This is a genomic window from Vibrio sp. 10N.286.48.B8 (assembly GCF_003050085.1).
Lineage (GTDB): Bacteria > Pseudomonadota > Gammaproteobacteria > Enterobacterales > Vibrionaceae > Vibrio > Vibrio crassostreae.
On sequence record NZ_PIGD01000012.1, the window covers coordinates 65,901 to 82,707 of the forward strand.

At 43.7% G+C, this 16,807-nt stretch carries 16 protein-coding genes; 10 read left to right on the forward strand and 6 right to left on the reverse strand.

Features of this window, described 5'->3' with window-relative positions; translation table 11 throughout:
* Positions 1-5 precede the first annotated feature (5 nt).
* The 5 genes from CWO08_RS14705 (at position 6) to uspE (ending at position 5,194) form a co-directional block, all read left to right on the forward strand.
* On the forward strand, positions 6-2,378 hold the full coding sequence (locus CWO08_RS14705; RefSeq protein WP_108020683.1) for a heavy metal translocating P-type ATPase metal-binding domain-containing protein: 2,373 nt from the start codon (positions 6-8) through the stop codon (positions 2,376-2,378).
* Entirely contained in the window at positions 2,378-2,614 is a 237-nt protein-coding gene (ccoS, locus tag CWO08_RS14710; protein ID WP_102431925.1) for a cbb3-type cytochrome oxidase assembly protein CcoS, read from the forward strand. The genes CWO08_RS14705 and ccoS overlap by 1 nt, the downstream gene beginning before the upstream one ends.
* Positions 2,604-3,278, forward strand: a complete 675-nt coding sequence (locus CWO08_RS14715; RefSeq protein ID WP_102431926.1) for a sulfite exporter TauE/SafE family protein — start codon at positions 2,604-2,606, stop codon at positions 3,276-3,278. The genes ccoS and CWO08_RS14715 overlap by 11 nt, the downstream gene beginning before the upstream one ends.
* Positions 3,279-3,364: 86 nt before the next feature.
* Positions 3,365-4,111: an FNR family transcription factor gene (locus CWO08_RS14720; protein ID WP_017632474.1), complete on the forward strand. Its 747-nt coding sequence runs from the start codon at positions 3,365-3,367 to the stop codon at positions 4,109-4,111.
* Between the two features lie 132 nt (positions 4,112-4,243).
* Positions 4,244-5,194 (forward strand): universal stress protein UspE, encoded by a 951-nt coding sequence (uspE, locus tag CWO08_RS14725; RefSeq protein ID WP_017070547.1) that lies wholly within the window; start codon positions 4,244-4,246, stop codon positions 5,192-5,194.
* A 139-nt stretch (positions 5,195-5,333) separates the two neighbouring features.
* On the opposite strand, the gene ttcA is transcribed toward uspE, so the two are convergent.
* From ttcA to CWO08_RS14745, 4 genes are all read right to left on the reverse strand, one after another.
* Positions 5,334-6,227: a tRNA 2-thiocytidine(32) synthetase TtcA gene (gene ttcA, locus CWO08_RS14730; RefSeq protein WP_017059635.1), complete on the reverse strand. Its 894-nt coding sequence runs from the start codon at positions 6,225-6,227 to the stop codon at positions 5,334-5,336.
* 303 nt (positions 6,228-6,530) lie between these two features.
* Positions 6,531-7,181, reverse strand: a complete 651-nt coding sequence (locus tag CWO08_RS14735; RefSeq protein ID WP_102431928.1) for a DUF2987 domain-containing protein — start codon at positions 7,179-7,181, stop codon at positions 6,531-6,533.
* A gap of 122 nt (positions 7,182-7,303) precedes the next feature.
* Positions 7,304-8,152 (reverse strand): glucosaminidase domain-containing protein, encoded by an 849-nt coding sequence (locus CWO08_RS14740; protein ID WP_102431929.1) that lies wholly within the window; start codon positions 8,150-8,152, stop codon positions 7,304-7,306.
* The gene (locus CWO08_RS14745; RefSeq protein ID WP_048612081.1) at positions 8,145-8,972 is read right to left on the reverse strand and encodes a hypothetical protein; all 828 of its coding nucleotides are present in this window, start codon (positions 8,970-8,972) and stop codon (positions 8,145-8,147) included. The genes CWO08_RS14740 and CWO08_RS14745 overlap by 8 nt, the downstream gene beginning before the upstream one ends.
* A 329-nt stretch (positions 8,973-9,301) precedes the next feature.
* Here CWO08_RS14745 and potA point away from each other — a divergent pair, with 329 nt between their 5' ends.
* From potA to CWO08_RS14770, 5 genes are all read left to right on the forward strand, one after another.
* Positions 9,302-10,417: a spermidine/putrescine ABC transporter ATP-binding protein PotA gene (gene potA, locus CWO08_RS14750; protein ID WP_048658741.1), complete on the forward strand. Its 1,116-nt coding sequence runs from the start codon at positions 9,302-9,304 to the stop codon at positions 10,415-10,417.
* Positions 10,401-11,258 carry a spermidine/putrescine ABC transporter permease PotB gene (gene potB, locus CWO08_RS14755; protein ID WP_017059630.1) on the forward strand — a complete coding sequence of 286 codons (858 nt, stop codon included), beginning with the start codon at positions 10,401-10,403 and terminating at the stop codon, positions 11,256-11,258. The genes potA and potB overlap by 17 nt, the downstream gene beginning before the upstream one ends.
* On the forward strand, positions 11,258-12,028 hold the full coding sequence (potC, locus tag CWO08_RS14760; RefSeq protein ID WP_004733706.1) for a spermidine/putrescine ABC transporter permease PotC: 771 nt from the start codon (positions 11,258-11,260) through the stop codon (positions 12,026-12,028). Before potB ends, potC begins: the two co-directional genes overlap by 1 nt.
* Before the next feature lie 146 nt (positions 12,029-12,174).
* Positions 12,175-13,209 carry an extracellular solute-binding protein gene (locus CWO08_RS14765; RefSeq protein ID WP_017059628.1) on the forward strand — a complete coding sequence of 345 codons (1,035 nt, stop codon included), beginning with the start codon at positions 12,175-12,177 and terminating at the stop codon, positions 13,207-13,209.
* A 211-nt stretch (positions 13,210-13,420) separates the two neighbouring features.
* Positions 13,421-14,458 carry an extracellular solute-binding protein gene (locus CWO08_RS14770; protein WP_108020684.1) on the forward strand — a complete coding sequence of 346 codons (1,038 nt, stop codon included), beginning with the start codon at positions 13,421-13,423 and terminating at the stop codon, positions 14,456-14,458.
* A 95-nt stretch (positions 14,459-14,553) separates the two neighbouring features.
* On the opposite strand, the gene cobB is transcribed toward CWO08_RS14770, so the two are convergent.
* Both cobB and CWO08_RS14780 read right to left on the reverse strand, forming a co-directional pair.
* Positions 14,554-15,288: a Sir2 family NAD+-dependent deacetylase gene (gene cobB, locus CWO08_RS14775; protein WP_102431930.1), complete on the reverse strand. Its 735-nt coding sequence runs from the start codon at positions 15,286-15,288 to the stop codon at positions 14,554-14,556.
* 258 nt (positions 15,289-15,546) lie between these two features.
* Positions 15,547-16,767: an ammonium transporter gene (locus CWO08_RS14780; RefSeq protein WP_108020685.1), complete on the reverse strand. Its 1,221-nt coding sequence runs from the start codon at positions 16,765-16,767 to the stop codon at positions 15,547-15,549.
* Positions 16,768-16,807: the final 40 nt, after the last annotated feature.

Sequence of the window (16,807 nt, forward strand, 5' to 3'; positions counted from 1 at the left end):
AGCTTATGTGTGAATCCTGTTATCACTGCGGTGAAGATGTACCAGCGGAAACGGATTTTAAAGTAGAAATCTTAGGATCGGTGCGGCAGATGTGTTGTCCGGGCTGCGAAACCGTAGCCCAGACAATCGTTGATAGCGGCTTGGTCTCTTACTACCAATATCGTACCGCTCCAGCTGAAAAAGCGGATCTCGTGCCAGAGCAACTTCTGGCACTCAGTCATTACGACAACGAAGATGTTCAATTGGAGTTTGTCCGTAACTCTGAAAATACCTCTGAAGTGACATTGTCACTAGAAGGTGTCTCTTGTGCTGCTTGTGCATGGCTTATTGAGAAGCAAGTCTCTTCAAAGTTAGGGGTTGTTAGTATTCGTGTTAATACCACGACTAACCGCGCCCTGCTCAGTTGGGACAACACTCAGGCTAAACTGAGCGAGCTGTTGTCTGCAATCCACACCCTAGGTTATAAAGCCGCACCATTCGAGGCTGATCAACAAGAAGCCGCCTATCATCGCTCGATGAAGAATTATCTCTATCGTCTTGGTATTGCTGGTTTAGCTACCATGCAGGTCATGATGCTGGCTGTGGCGCTTTATCTTGAAGTCTTTGGTAACCTTGAGCCCGAATTCAAAAGCTACTTCCGTTGGGTCAGCTTAATCTTCGCAACACCGGTTTTGCTCTACTCTGCATTGCCTTTCTATATCAATGCGTGGCGTAGCCTCAAAGGGCGAACATTGGGTATGGATGTGCCTGTGTCGATTGCTCTGTTGTTTGCCTATGTTGCAAGTTTGGTCGCAACGGTGACAGAGAAAGGTGAAGTATTCTTCGAATCTATCTCGATGTTTACCTTCTTCTTACTGCTTGGTCGTTTCCTTGAAATGCGCGCTCGTCGTAAAGCAGCTGCTGCTAGTGGTAACCTGCTTAAGCTCGTTCCTGCTATGGCAACAACGTTAGATGGCGAACAAGTTCCGGTAAAAACCTTAAAAGTTGGCGACCAAATTCGCGTTCTTCCGGGTGAACACATTCCTGCCGATGGCAAAGTATTGTCTGGTCGAGTTCATATTGATGAATCGATGCTGACTGGTGAATCTATCCACGTAGTAAAAAACGAGGGTGATACTGTCTTCGCTGGTACATTGAATGGTGACGAGTCGTTTGAACTGGAAGTGATGACATCAAAAGCGGATTCGGTGATTTCCAATATCGTTCGTCTGCAAGATGAAGCGCAACTTTCTAAGCCTAGAATTGCTGAAATTGCCGATGTGGTAGCGCGATACTTTGTTGCGGTTATCTTGATCATTTCATTTGGCACTTGGTTCTACTGGCACCAAACACGACCAGAAGACGCTTTCTGGATCATGTTGTCTGTGCTCGTTGCGACTTGTCCGTGTGCTCTGTCACTCGCGACACCGACGGCGATTACCTGTTCCACTTCTCGTATGGGTAACTTCGGTATCTTGCTGCGTAAAGGCCATGTATTTGAAACCTTGTGCAAAGTGAATCACTTGATCATCGATAAAACAGGTACATTGACTGAGGGTGATATTCGTATCAGCCAAGTTGAAACCTTCGCCGAGCTTGATAAAGACACCTGTCTCAAAGTCGCGGCAAGCTTGGAGCAACACGCTAACCACCCTATTGCGAAAGCGTTCAAGACTCATATTTCAGATGATATTGAAGTTGAGTCTGTCAATAACGTGATCGGTTCAGGTATTACTGGTGAGTGGAATGGTCAAGAAGTAGCAATCGGTAGTAGTGAGTTCATTCTTGGTGAATCTCAGCCTTCCGAAAGCAACGGTATCTACCTGTCATTGGCCGCTCGCCATATCGCGACATTTACTTATGAAGATCCGATTCGCAAAGAAAGTATCGAGTTCATTAAGCAATTCAAACAAGCGGGTATCAAAACCACCTTGCTGACTGGTGACTCGTTGATTAACGCAAAACCTGTTGCTGAAGAGATTGGTATTACCGATATCGTTGCGAACGCGAAACCTGAAGACAAGCTGGCTTACCTTAACTCTAGAGATGCAAGTGACATCACAATGATGGTTGGAGATGGAATTAACGATGCACCTATTCTTGCAGGAGCTCACCTTTCAGTTGCTATGGGCGGCGGTACAGACGTGGCTAAAGCATCTGCAGACATGGTGTTATTGGGCGACAAACTCGATAGATTACTGAAGTCGCGTACTTTGGCGCTAAAAACGCGTAAGATAATCCGTGAGAACCTTGCATGGTCGTTGGGATATAACCTGCTTATTCTTCCATTGGCTGTCGCTGGTTTGGTTGCTCCTTACATCGCCGTTGTAGGCATGTCTGCTAGCTCTATTATTGTTGTGTCTAACTCGTTAAGGCTTTTAAAAGAGCAAGGTAAATAATGGAAAGTTTATACATACTCATTCCAATCGCGATCGTACTTGTGTGTATCGCTGTCGGCATCTTTCTATGGGCCGTTAAGAGCGAACAGTTTGAAGACCTTGAGCGACAAGGCCACAACATTCTGTTTGATGAAGACGAAAAAGCTCACAACCATTCAGATAGCAAACTTGCTAAGAATGAAAAAGCCAATACAGAAAGCCAACCTAACTTAGATAAAAAGAATGATGACGCCTGATTGGATCGGAGCTTTTATTGTTGGATTGATCGGCGCGGGACACTGCATGGGAATGTGTGGTGGCATCGCGTCGCTTCTTTCGATTGGTAACACGAAGCCTTCCCCTGTTATTCCCCTGCTTTATAACCTTGGACGCCTATTAAGCTATGCCGTGATTGGTGGCGTGATAGGCGGAGCAATCTCTTCGATTGGCCAGCTCAGCGATTTTAATGCCTTGCTCGGTTGGCTGCGTCTATTTGCTGCTGTCTTTATGATCATCTTAGGTTTATACATTGGCAAATGGTGGTTCGGCTTGCTGTTCTTTGAAAAAGTCGGCCAGAAGCTTTGGCGTTATATCTCTCCAATCGGTAAGTCTTTTCTTCCGCTCAAACACCCAAGCCATGCCCTGCCTTTTGGTTTTATCTGGGGTTGGCTTCCATGTGGCCTGGTTTACTCTATGCTAACGTGGGCTGCGGTATCGGGAAGCTGGTACAACGGAGCGGGCATCATGCTTGCCTTCGGTTTAGGGACGCTTCCAGCGATGCTGACGGTTGGTATGGGCGCTAATTTCCTCAAGAAACTGCAACAAGCTGACTTATTTCGCCAACTAGGCGCAATTTTAATCCTCATTTATGGTTTCTATACCGGTTATATGGCATTGCAGCTCATTATTTATACCGTATAGCTGTTCTTTAAATCCGGTTTTTTTACTACCCAACTGGATAAAGGAATGCTAAAATATTGACGTATATCAAATAGTGAAAGATTGTTATGATTTCTGAAAAGCCTGTGACGAAACGTGTTCAGTCTGGCGGCTGTGCAATCCATTGCCAGGATTGTAGTATTAGCCAGCTCTGTATTCCGTTTACTTTGAATGAATCTGAACTCGATCAACTTGATCAGATCATTGAGAGAAAAAAGCCTATTCAAAAAGGCCAAGAGTTATTTAAAGCCGGTGACGAGCTTAAATCTCTATACGCTATTCGCTCTGGAACGATCAAGAGCTACACGATTACCGAGCAAGGTGATGAGCAGATTACTGCATTCCACCTAGCGGGCGATCTTGTTGGCTTCGATGCGATTACTGGTGACCTACACCCTAGTTTCGCACAAGCGCTAGAAACTTCTATGGTATGTGAAATCCCATATGAAATTCTTGATGACCTATCAGGAAAAATGCCTAAATTGCGTCAGCAAATTATGCGCCTGATGAGTAACGAGATTAAAGGTGACCAAGAAATGATTCTGCTTCTTTCTAAGAAGAACGCGGAAGAGCGTCTTGCTGCATTCCTTTACAACCTTTCTACTCGCTTCTCTCAGCGTGGCTTCAGCCCGCGTGAGTTCCGCCTAACGATGACTCGTGGCGATATTGGTAACTACCTTGGCTTGACTGTTGAAACAATCAGCCGTCTTTTAGGTCGTTTCCAAAAAGCAGACATCTTGAGCGTTAAAGGCAAATATATCACTATCGAAGATCACGATGCGTTGATGGAACTTGCTGGCGTTTCAAAAGAATAGTCTAGATATCAATGATGTAGTTCAATAATGAGCTACATCATGTTTCTCTCTTAAAACCTCTTTTATTTCTCTTAATCTCCCCATAACTACGCTACATTATTTATATGTTCGGTCTGAAAAGTAGGCTTAGTTATGAGTATCTATAACAAAATTTTAGTTGTCGCAGACATTAATCACGATGAGCAACCTGCTCTAGTTCGTGCTATCCAACTTGCCAAGAAAAGCACCTCAACAAGCCACATCACTTTCTTTTTGTCGATATACGACTTCTCGTATGAAATGACATCTATGCTCTCTATCGATGAAAGAGACGCAATGCGCAAAGGTGTAATTCACCAACGCGAAATTTGGATGAATAAAGTCGCAGAACCTTACCTAGATGATTCTATTGAATTTAATGTACAAGTGGTTTGGCACAACCGCCCGTACGAAGCGATCATTGCCGAGGTGTATAGTGGCGAGCATGATATATTAATCAAAGGTACGCGTAAGCATGATACCTTGGAGTCTGTCATCTTCACTCCAACTGATTGGCATCTGTTGAGAAAATGCCCTAGCCCAGTGCTATTGGTTAAAAATGATTTCTGGCCAGATCACGCGAAGATTTTTGCTTCAGTTCACGTTGGTTCGGAAACAGAAGCTCACTTAGAGCTTAACGACACTATGGTCGACAGGTTACTAGAGATCACGGGTCGTTTGGATGCTGAACCGTTCTTGGTGAATGCCTACCCAGTGACACCTGCTAATATCACGATTGAACTGCCAGAGTTTGATCCAACGTCTTATACTGACGCAGTTCGTGGTCACCACTTGACGGCAATGAAAGCGCTTCGCCAAAAGCACGGTATGTGTGAAGAACAAACTGTGGTTGAGCAAGGCTTGCCTGAAGATGTTATTCCTCGTGTGGCTTCTGAAAATAACGCTGCAATGGTTATTCTGGGTACCACGGGTCGTACTGGCTTGTCTGCCGTGTTTATTGGTAATACAGCGGAGCATGTTATCGACAAAATTAACTGTGATGTGTTGGCTCTTAAACCGTCTGGTTACGTGAGCCCATTAGACCCTAACCTTTCGAAAGGTTAAGTCGTTTAAGCACAGAGCTTCACTACAAGTTCAACTCATAAAAAAACGCCTCAAGCATTGCTTGAGGCGTTTTTGTTTATCTAGAGCAACGCCATTCCAAATACAGAATGGCTAATATCATCTTTATCGACTCAAATGGCTAAACGTTGGTTACGTCGATGAACATTGACTCATCAATGTTTGAAGATGAGATTTCAGCTTCTTCGAATTCGTATGCTTTGCGATCTTCACTACGGTCTAGAGGAAGGTTCACGAAATCAAACAGCTCGCGGTCAGCCAGTTGACTTGGGCTTACGTTCTGGATTGACTTGAAGATCTTCTCAACACGACCTGGCGTTTTCTTATCCCAATCAATTAGCATCGCTTTAATGTTCTGACGCTGTAGATTCTCTTGTGAACCACATAGGTTACAAGGAATGATTGGGAACTCTTTGTGCTCAGCGTATTTGATTAGGTCCGTTTCGCGACAGTAAGTCAGTGGACGGATAACAACGTTACGACCATCATCTGAACGAAGCTTTGGTGGCATAGCCTTTAGGCGCGCGCCGTGGAACATGTTTAGGAACATGGTCTCAACGATGTCGTCTAGGTGGTGACCAAGTGCGATCTTAGTTGCGCCGATCTTCTCTGCGAATGAGTACAAAGTACCACGACGAAGACGAGAACATAGGCCACACGTTGTTTTGCCTTCAGGCACTTTCTCTTTAACCACTGAATACGTATCTTTATCTACGATGTAGTAAGGAATGTTCAGCGTTTCAAAGTACTCAGGAAGAATGTGTTCAGGGAACCCAGGTTGTTTTTGATCTAGGTTTACTGCCACAACATCAAACTTGATAGGCGCTGCTTCACGTAAACGTAGCAAAATGTCTAGCATCGCAAATGAATCTTTACCGCCACTAATACATGCCATTACTACGTCATTCTCTTCGATCATGTTGTAGTCGATGATGGCATTTCCAACATTTCTTCTCAGACGTTTCTGAAGTTTGTTGAATTCAAGTGTTTCTTTTCTATTATCGTTTTGGTTCATTGCGACTCTCACACCGTCGTATTACCGACTGTAGATTGCTAGTGGGACTGTTTTAGGGCGTGGATTATACGGATTTTTATTTCATGTTGAAATAGTAACGGCAGGATAAACAAGCTGAGTATTAGAAAGATTCGGCTTTTATTATTCGATAAGCTCCCTAAGCGGTAGGGAAACGCGGCTTCACAAGCTCTCGGTTGGTATCACAGATAAAGAAAAGCAGCCTGCTCTAATTCGATCAGGCTGCTTTAAGATATGTCATGAAAGTTTGGAGACTGATTCTGCTAACAATAATTCCTTTAAAAATTATTGCGCGGGAATGTACGGCAATACGCGAACTGTTGGTTCTGGTAACGTGATGCTGTCACTTCCATTCAGTTCTTCTAAGGTGAATTTCGCTCGCCCTTCTTCGATTGGTAGTTGCTTGCCGTTTGAAACCTCTATGTTGCCTTCAAGCTTATTAGCGAATTCCAGCGTTAACCCTTGTATATCAGGCGTGAACCAACCAGAGAACATACCGCTGACATCTTCAAGCATCGCCTGCATCTGTGGTAATAGGTTTTCTAGTTGAGTTACTTCTACTGTGCCAGCTAAAGGCTCTTGCGTCATCACAACCAAAGAATACGCACACTCTTCTTCTTGAGTTTGTACAAAGATAAGAGGATTAGCTGAACGTAGGTTTTGATCTACAGGTAGAAGCAGTTCATTCGCAGGAGAGACTTTTAGCTCTTCGTAGTGCTCTTCTTTTTCCATCCAAGCTTTGCTGATGTGACAGGTTTGCTGAGCTTGTTGATCAACAAAGAAGACCGCAACTTTGACATCATCATGCCCTTCTTTGGTGTTGTTTTTCAGCTGAGTATAAAGTTTAGAATACGTGAACATGTACTCTTGCGCGGAAGCTGGAAGAGAAACCCCAAGGCTTAATGAGGCTAATATAGCGAGTGCTGTCTTTTTCATTATTATAATCTTGTCGAAGTTGAGCGTTTATAAATAGAAAGAGCAGCCAATGAGCTGCTCTTTATGTGATGTTATTTGGTCGAACTTATCGTATAAGCTCAACAAATGACTATCAAATCGAGTTACTTTGTCCAGTATACCTCGTTGTGACGGATCATAGCTTGTAAATCAGTCACATAGTCTGAACCGCGCTCAGAATATTTTAGCAAGCCGTTGGTGAGCTCTGTTGCGGTTTCGGTCGTTAACAGATCGTCGCCCTGTGTTGCTAGTTTTGCGCGAATTGCTCTTAGGTCTGCGTAAGCACGGTTTCGGTTTAGGTTCATGAAGTAACGGTGCACAGACTCTTGGCTTGAAGAGAATGTTGCGACTTCATGAGAGCTACCTTCGTTACGTTGTAGCGGAACAAGGCCACAACCTTTGGTGTAACACCAGTGTCCGAAATAGTTGTTCGCTTTGGTGGCGAAACGCGACGTTCCCCAAGCTGACTCATTCGCTGCTTGTGTCAGTACGAGCGCTTCTGGCAGTACATTGACGCGATTAAGCATCTCTGTCAGCCATGCCAGATCTAAACCTTCACTAGGCACAGGTAAGCTGTATAACTTCCCTAACCTTTTCGCATAAGACGCGTCTTCAGAATCAATTTTGTTTAAACCAGATTCAGAGAGCTTAGTTAAAAACGCGCGCTCTTTGGTGATACGTTTGTTTTCAATATTGATGCTTGGACGTAGGAACGAAAAAAATGTGTCCTTTTTCTCGTTCACATCTTCGATGGCCGCAAAATTTGGTGTGCTCGAAGAAACCGTCAAGTCGCCAAATTGGTCAGTGGAATTGGCGCTCTGCTCTGTCGTACGTCGACGCTCCTCTTCTTGGTAAATATAAGGACCAATTAGTGAAATAGAGCCAACAAGAGCCAGTGCCGTCACTTTAAGCGCAAGTGATTTGCTTGCGCTTGCCTGTGTGTCTTTATGCATCGAACACCTGTGGGTTTTTGTTATTGTCGTCGTTATTGCTGTCGTTGTTATCGTCATCACTCTTTGGACGATCTGAAGCAATCAGTTTCAACTTGATGCCAAACATTTCACGGTAAAGGATACCTTTCACGTGGAAGAAGAATGGAAGAACGAAGATTAAGCCAATGCCGTACATCATCGCAGCCACGATGAACATCAACATAACCATTAGGTAAATAGACGCGACCACGAAGATCTTCTTGTTTACCGCTCTTAATGAAAGCAGAAGCGATTGCATTGGCGGCACTTTCTTATCACAAATCAGCAGAATCGAATGACTGAACGCAAGTGAAAAGTAGATAGATAAGAACGGCAGAATCATACCTGCTATGCCTTGAAGCATTAGGCTAAATAAAGTCACTAGGATAACGGGAACCGTAAACTGCAAACCTTTACCAATATGGCGTACTTTGGTTTGTAGACCAGCAGCGTGGCTCATGGCCATTAAACAGATACCAGCATAGATAGGTGCACTGATCACTTCATAGCTAAAGTTCGCAATAAAAATTGATTCAACGATTTGTGGTGTAAACGACTCTGGGTCGATAACCGCATCCAATATAACCGCAGGGTCACCAAGCTGTAGTTTAAGTGCGATATAAAAGATAGCGAGTTGCACAAACATCAAAGCAATAATCGCAGGGGAAAACGAAAGAAAGTGACTTATCGTATGTTTCCAAGCTTCTTGGAATACAGCCGTTGCTTTGAGCTCATAATCGCCAGAAAGTGCACGGTTGATACTACCGCCCAAATTAAAATCTTTTTCGATGTCGTTGTTCATATTGATACCTAGGTGCGCCGATTAAGCGAAACCACCTAACTTATTGATAAAAAATTACCTTCATTATACTCATATGTCGGATACAAACTAAAATATGATTCTGTAACAAGGCTTGCTTTTGCGTCTTAATGGTTAATAATTAGACACTTGTTGGGGTGTAAACCCAGTAAATAACAGTATGGTAAAGGATGTTTACTTTTACCTGCGAAATTTTTTATCTTCGAAAGGTAAAAAATGCTTTGAATTCACGTTTTTGGTGATTATGATGCGCGCCTTAAAGGTGTATAGCAACAGGTCTCAAATAGAACCAAGGTGGAGAAAAACAGACGTTGAACGCTAAAAAATCAGTAGGAAAGCCAGTAGTACAGCTAACTGGCATCAGTAAAAGTTTCGATGGTAAGGAAGTCATCGGCAATCTGGATTTAAACGTAAATCATGGTGAGTTTCTCACGATTTTAGGCCCATCAGGTTGTGGTAAAACAACCGTACTAAGAATGATTGCGGGTTTTGAAACGGCAGATAGTGGTCAAATACTATTAGCTGAACAAAACGTAACCCAAGTTCCTGCTGAACAAAGGCATGTAAACACTGTATTCCAAAGCTATGCCCTATTCCCACATATGACCGTTTTCGACAATGTGGCATTTGGCTTACGCATGCAGAAAGTTCCAAACAGCGAGATTGAACCTCGTGTAATGGATGCTTTGAAAATGGTGCGCCTAGAACAAATGGCACAACGAAAGCCACACCAGCTATCTGGTGGTCAACAGCAACGTATTGCAATCGCTCGTGCTGTCGTTAATAAGCCTAAAGTTCTTTTGTTGGATGAATCTCTATCTGCTCTGGATTACAAACTGCGTAAACAGATGCAAATCGAGCTGAAACAATTACAACGCCAACTTGGTATCACGTTCATTTTTGTAACGCATGACCAAGAAGAAGCGCTGTCTATGTCTGACCGTATTATTGTTATGCGTGATGGCGTGATTGAACAAGACGGAACACCAAGAGAGATCTACGAAGAGCCTAAGAACCTATTTGTAGCGCGCTTCATTGGTGAAATTAACGTATTCGAAGCGACAGCGAAATCTCGTCTAGATGAAAAACGCATTGTTGCGACAATCGAAGGTGAAGAGTCGGTTATCTATCACGATAAAGACGTCACACCGGGTCAAAAACTGCAAGTATTGCTTCGCCCTGAAGATCTTCGTATCGAAGAAATCAAAGAGTCTGAGCAACGCGGTATTGTTGGCCACATTGTCGAGCGAACCTATAAAGGCATGACATTAGATTCAGTTGTAGAACTTGAATCTGGTATGCGTGTCATGGTTAGCGAATTCTTCAACGAAGATGACCCTGATGTTGATCACTCACTGGGCCAAAAAGTTGCAGTAACTTGGGTTGAGAGCTGGGAAGTGGTATTAGAAGATGAGCAAGAAGTTTAATTTACAAAACGCAATTGTTGCTTTAATCACAGGTTGGTTAGTGCTGTTCGTGATGATTCCAAACATCATGATCATCGGTACTAGCTTCTTAACTCGTGATGAAGCGAACTTGATCGAGATGACCTTCACCCTCGATAACTACGTGCGTTTGGCTGACCCGCTGTATTTTAAAGTGTTGATGCACTCTTTCTATATGGCAATTGTCGCAACCCTACTTTGTTTAATTATTGGTTACCCGTTCGCTTACATCGTGGCAAAAATGCCTGCGAAGTGGCGTCCAATCATGTTGTTCCTAGTGATTGTCCCATTTTGGACTAACTCTTTGATTCGTACTTATGGATTGAAGATTGTACTGGGTACGCAAGGTGTCTTGAACAAAAGTTTGTTAGCGCTAGATATCATTGATAAACCGCTACGTATCATGTACTCAGAAACCGCAGTAATGATCGGTTTAGTGTACATCCTACTTCCGTTTATGATTCTGCCGCTGTATTCAGCGATTGAGAAACTGGATGATACGTATTTAGAAGCGGCTAAAGATTTAGGTGCGAACAAACTGCAAACGCTATTGAAAGTTGTACTGCCCCTAACAATGCCGGGCATTATCGGCGGTTGTTTATTAGTACTACTGCCAGCGTTAGGTATGTTCTACATCTCTGACCTATTAGGCGGAGCTAAGAACCTATTGATTGGTAACGTGATTAAGAGCCAAGTGCTCAACGCTCGAGACTGGCCGTTTGGTGCAGCGACGAGTATCGCACTGACCATGGCAATGGCTGTGATGCTGTATGCCTACTACCGAGCAGGTAAGCTATTGAATAAGAAAGTGGAGCTAGACTAATGGGGCGCACAGTTAAGTTCAGCTTTATGGCGCTGGTATACGCCTTTCTATACCTACCTATTATCGTATTGATTGCTAACTCGTTTAATGCCAATAAGTTTGGTATGAAATGGGGTGGCTTCACGACTAAATGGTATGACGCGCTTATTAACAACGACAGCCTAATGCAGGCTGCGTGGCACTCGATCAATGTAGCGGTGTTCTCAGCAACAGCCGCAACGATTGTCGGTAGCCTTACAGCAGTAGCCCTATTCCGTTACCAATTTAAAGGTAAAGGCATCGTAAATGGCATGTTGTTCATCGTAATGATGTCACCAGATATCGTAATGGCAATTTCGTTACTGGCTCTGTTCTTAGTAATGGGTGTACAACTTGGGTTCTTTACCCTACTTGCTGCTCACATTACCTTCTGTCTACCGTTCGTTGTGGTAACGGTTTACAGTCGCTTGAATGGCTTTGATGTGAAGATGTTAGAAGCAGCAAAAGACTTAGGTGCGAGCGAATGGACGATCCTAAAACAGATCATCTTACCACTTGCTAAGCCAGCGGTTGCTGCGGGTTGGTTATTGAGCTTCACTCTGTCTCTGGACGATGTGATCATCAGTTCTTTCGTAACCGGTCCAACGTATGAAATCTTACCACTGAAGATTTACTCAATGGTTAAAGTGGGTATCTCTCCTGAGGTAAACGCCCTAGCAACAGTGATGTTAGTGGTGTCGTTAATACTGGTGATCATTTCTCAGTTATTAGCGAGAGAAAAAATCAAGTAAGTCTCCTACTCTATAAAGAGACAGGCTTGGTAAGAAGTTAAGCTACTTCAAGTTCAAAAAAGTGTTAATCATAAACAGAATGGAAATTGCCATTCTGTTTTTCTATCTACTGCCTTCGGGCAACGTTTAGTTTGGAGCTAACGTCAATGAAAAAATGGGCTACTCTATTAGCTGGTAGTGCATGTGCGCTTTCAATGTTATCTGCACCATCATTTGCAAAAGATAACAAAGAATTGGTATTCATGAACTGGGGACCTTACATCAACAGTGAGATTCTAGAACAGTTCACTGATGAAACTGGTATCAAGGTTATCTACTCGACTTACGAGTCGAACGAAACCCTGTACGCAAAGCTAAAAACACACAACAAAGGCTACGACCTAGTTGTGCCGTCGACTTACTTCGTATCTAAGATGCGTGACGAAGGTATGCTACAAAAGATCGACAAAACTAAGCTGAACAACTTCAAGAATCTAGATACTAACTACCTAGATAAGCCGTACGACCCAAGTAACGACTACTCTATTCCACACGTAGTTGCGATCACAGGTCTTGCTGTTAACACTGACATGTACGATCCAGAAGATTTCCAAAGCTGGGCTGATCTATGGAAGCCTGAGCTTGAAGGTCAACTAATGATGATGGATGACACTCGTGAAGTGTTCCACATCGCACTACGTAAGTTAGGTTACTCTGGTAACACAACAAACGAGAAAGAGATCGACGAAGCGTACGCTGAGCTACAAAAGCTGATGCCAAACGTTCTAGTATTTAACTCAGATAACCCAGGCGCGCCATATATGTCTGGTGAAGTTGGACTTGGTATGCTGTGGAACGGTTCTGCTGCCGCTGCGCAAAACGAAGGTCTACCAATCAAATTGGTTTTCCCTAAAGAAGGCGGTATCGGTTGGGTTGATAACTTTGCAATCAGTTCTGGTGCGGTAAACGTAGAAGCGGCTCATAAGATGATCGACTTCCTACTTCGCCCTGAAATTGCTGAGCAGATTTCTCGCGATACTGGCTACCTAACGGCAGTTAAAGCGTCTAACGAGAAGTTCAAAGACAGCCCTGCTCTGTTCCCGTCTCAAGAAGACCTTGACCGTGTTGAATGGCAAGCTGCAGTTGGCGACAAGACAGTGAAGTACGAAGATTACTTCATGAAACTTAAAGCAGGTCAGTAACTTAGCTTATTATCTAATGGCGACTAAGTAATAGGTTTACTTCACAAGCCTAGCTAGATAATCAACAAGTTAAAAATAAGAATATCAATGAATAGGCAGCTTAGGCTGCCTATTTTATTATATCGCTGCTATAATATACCGCGATTTTTAGGAATCCTTTTACTTTGGGCTCACTACCCAACTTCAAATCAAACAAATGAACGGAACAGTAATGAAAAAAACACTGTATACCGGCGCATTGTGTGCTGCTACTTTACTTTCTACACCCTCTTTCGCAGCTGACCAAGAACTGTATTTTTACAACTGGTCTGAATATATCCCAAATGAAGTATTAGAAGACTTCACAAAAGAGACGGGCATTAAGGTTTATTACTCTACTTATGAGTCTAACGAAAGCATGTACGCTAAGTTAAAAACTCAAGGTACGGGTTATGACTTAGTGGTTCCTTCTACTTACTTCGTTTCTAAGATGCGTAAAGAAGGCATGCTTCAAGAGCTTGATAAAACTAAGCTAAGCCACTTTGCTGATTTGGATCCAAATTACTTAGATAAGCCATTTGACCCAAGCAACAACTACTCAATCCCATACATTTGGGGTGCAACGGGCATTGGTATCAACTCAGATATGCTAGACAAGTCTTCAGTGAAAAACTGGGGCGACCTGTGGGATACACAGTGGGAAGGTCAGTTGATGATGATGGATGACTCTCGTGAGGTTTTCCATATCGCTTTATCTAAACTGGGTTACTCTCCAAACACAACCAACCCAGAAGAAATCAAAGAAGCGTACGAAGAACTTCGTAAGCTGATGCCAAACGTATTGGTATTTAACTCAGACTTCCCTGCGAACCCTTACCTAGCGGGTGAAGTGTCACTTGGTATGCTTTGGAATGGCTCTGCTTACATGGCACGCCAAGAAGGTGCAACGATTGACATTATCTGGCCGGAGAAAGGCGCTATCTTCTGGATGGACAGCCTAGCGATTCCATCTGGTGCTAAGAACATCGAAGCGGCTCATAAGATGATCGATTTCCTTCTTCGCCCAGAGAACGCAGCGAAAATTGCTCTAGAGATCGGCTACCCGACTCCAGTAAAAACCGCTTACCCTCTTCTTCCAAAAGAATTTGCTGAAGACAAGAACGTTTTCCCACCACAAGCAGCGATGGATAACGGTGTATGGCAAGATGAAGTTGGTGAAGCGAGCGTCATTTATGACGAGTACTTCCAAAAACTTAAAGTGAACAACTAAGTTATTGTTAGTTAATCAGTTAAGTAAATAAAGCGGCGTAAGCCGCTTTATTTTTTTCAGATTCAGAAACTGATGTGCTTTATCAAAGACAAGGCTTAGGCCGTTAAAGAACCTTTCTCTGAACATAACAATTCCCCGACTAGTTTAGGTACCTCGATACTCGCCTTACCGTAACGTTTCTCTTCAAACTCACTTTCAACCGCGCTTGGTTCTAGATTGATCTCTATTGTGTGCGCACCATGCATTTTTGCATCATGAACAAAGCCTGCAGCTGGATAAACAACACCTGAAGTTCCGATAGAGATAAAGAGATCGGCTTCTTCGAGTGCTGAATAGATGTCACCCATTCTTAATGGCATTTCGCCAAACCACACAATATGAGGACGCATTTGCGCTGGAATTTGACAACAGTGACAAAGTTCACCAGTTTCAATGTCACCTTTATATTCGATAACTTGATTCGATTCACTGCAACGTGCTTTTAGAAGTTCACCGTGCATGTGGATAATGTTGTTACTACCGCCTCTCTCGTGCAGGTTGTCGATGTTCTGAGTGATGATTGTTACTTTACCATCAAGTTTGTCTTCAAGCTCACCTAGCGCCTTGTGGGCTGAGTTTGGATGAATGCCCTCACCTTGTAAACCATGGCGACGCTTGTTATAGAATGCTTGAACCAAGTCGGGATCTTTAGCAAACCCTTCTGGAGTGGCGACATCTTCGATTTTATGGTTTTCCCATAGCCCGTCTTGTGCTCGGAATGTTTGTATCCCCGACTCCGCAGAGATGCCAGCGCCAGTAAGAATTACGATATTTCGATATGGGAAATGCATACAACGTCCTTTTCAATATGTCACTTTGTAACAGCTTAGCACTGTTCAAATTCCAACAATAGTTTTAGGGATTAGACCATAGTCTTAGGCAACTGAATTCATTGGCTATTTGTGACATAACTCGCTTGATGGGTGCTGCCGTTGTTACGCAAACTCTCCGTTTTGCTTTTCACTGAAACAAAAAAAGCGACCGAAGCCGCTTAGTTCTGTTTAACTGATGCCTACTTGATGAGCCTAAACCCATCAAAGTGAACGACGTTAGTCTTCGTTGATAGATGAGATCTTATGGATTGAAAGATCCGCACCGTTGAACTCATCTTCTTCACTTAAACGTAGGCCAGTTAGCTTGCTGAGCACGCCGTAAACAATCAAAGCACCAATCAGAGCAACAGCAATACCCGCCAGTGTACCAACCACTTGAGAAGCAAAGCTCACACCGCCTAAGCCCCAGAATGTTTGCGAACCGAAGATACCCGCTGCAATGCCACCCCAAGCGCCACATACACCATGCAGAGGCCATACACCCAATACATCATCAATCTGTGTTTTGTTTTGCATGTACGTGAACAAGTAAACGAACAACGCGCCTGCCACACCGCCTGTCACCAAAGCGCCTAATGGGTGCATTAAGTCTGAACCTGCACAAATTGCTACTAAGCCAGCCAAAGGACCATTATGGATAAAGCCCGGGTCATTCTTACCAGCAACAAGCGCCGCAAGAATACCGCCAACCATTGCCATCAGTGAGTTCATCGCCACTAGGCCGCTGATGCCGTTGATTGCTTGTGCAGACATCACGTTAAAGCCAAACCAACCCACACATAAGATCCAAGAACCTAGTGCTAAAAATGGAATGTTCGATGGTGCGAAGTTAGTGTGCTTACCCGCGCGGATGCGACCTTTACGCATCCCTAAGAAGTAAACCGCAACCAATGCAATCCAACCGCCGACACCGTGAACCACTACCGAGCCTGCGAAGTCATGGAAACCATAGCCAAACAGGCCTTCTAGCCAATCTTGGAAACCAAAGTTACCGTTCCAAATGATGCCTTCGAAAAATGGGTAGATGAAACCAACGGTAAATAACGTTGCGATCAAAATTGGATAGAAACGTGCACGCTCTGCGATACCACCAGAAACAATCGCAGGAATTGCGGCTGCGAAGGTCATTAGGAAGAAGAACTTAACCAGTTCGTAACCATTACCTTGTGAGAGCGTTTCAGCATCGGCAAAAAAGTGTGCACCGTAAGCAACCCAGTAACCGATAAAGAAATAAGCGATGGCGGAGACACCAAAGTCGGAAAGGATTTTAACCAGCGCGTTTACTTGGTTTTTCTTTCGCACGGTACCGACTTCGAGAAAAGCAAAGCCTGCATGCATCAGGAAGACCATGATTGCGCCAAGTAGTAGGAATAAAGTATCTGAACTTTGGGTAAGGGTTTGTACTGCACTATGAACTTGAGTCACCGTTTCACTCATTAAAGCATTCTCCTTCGCTTTATCTGATTTGCACTGATAT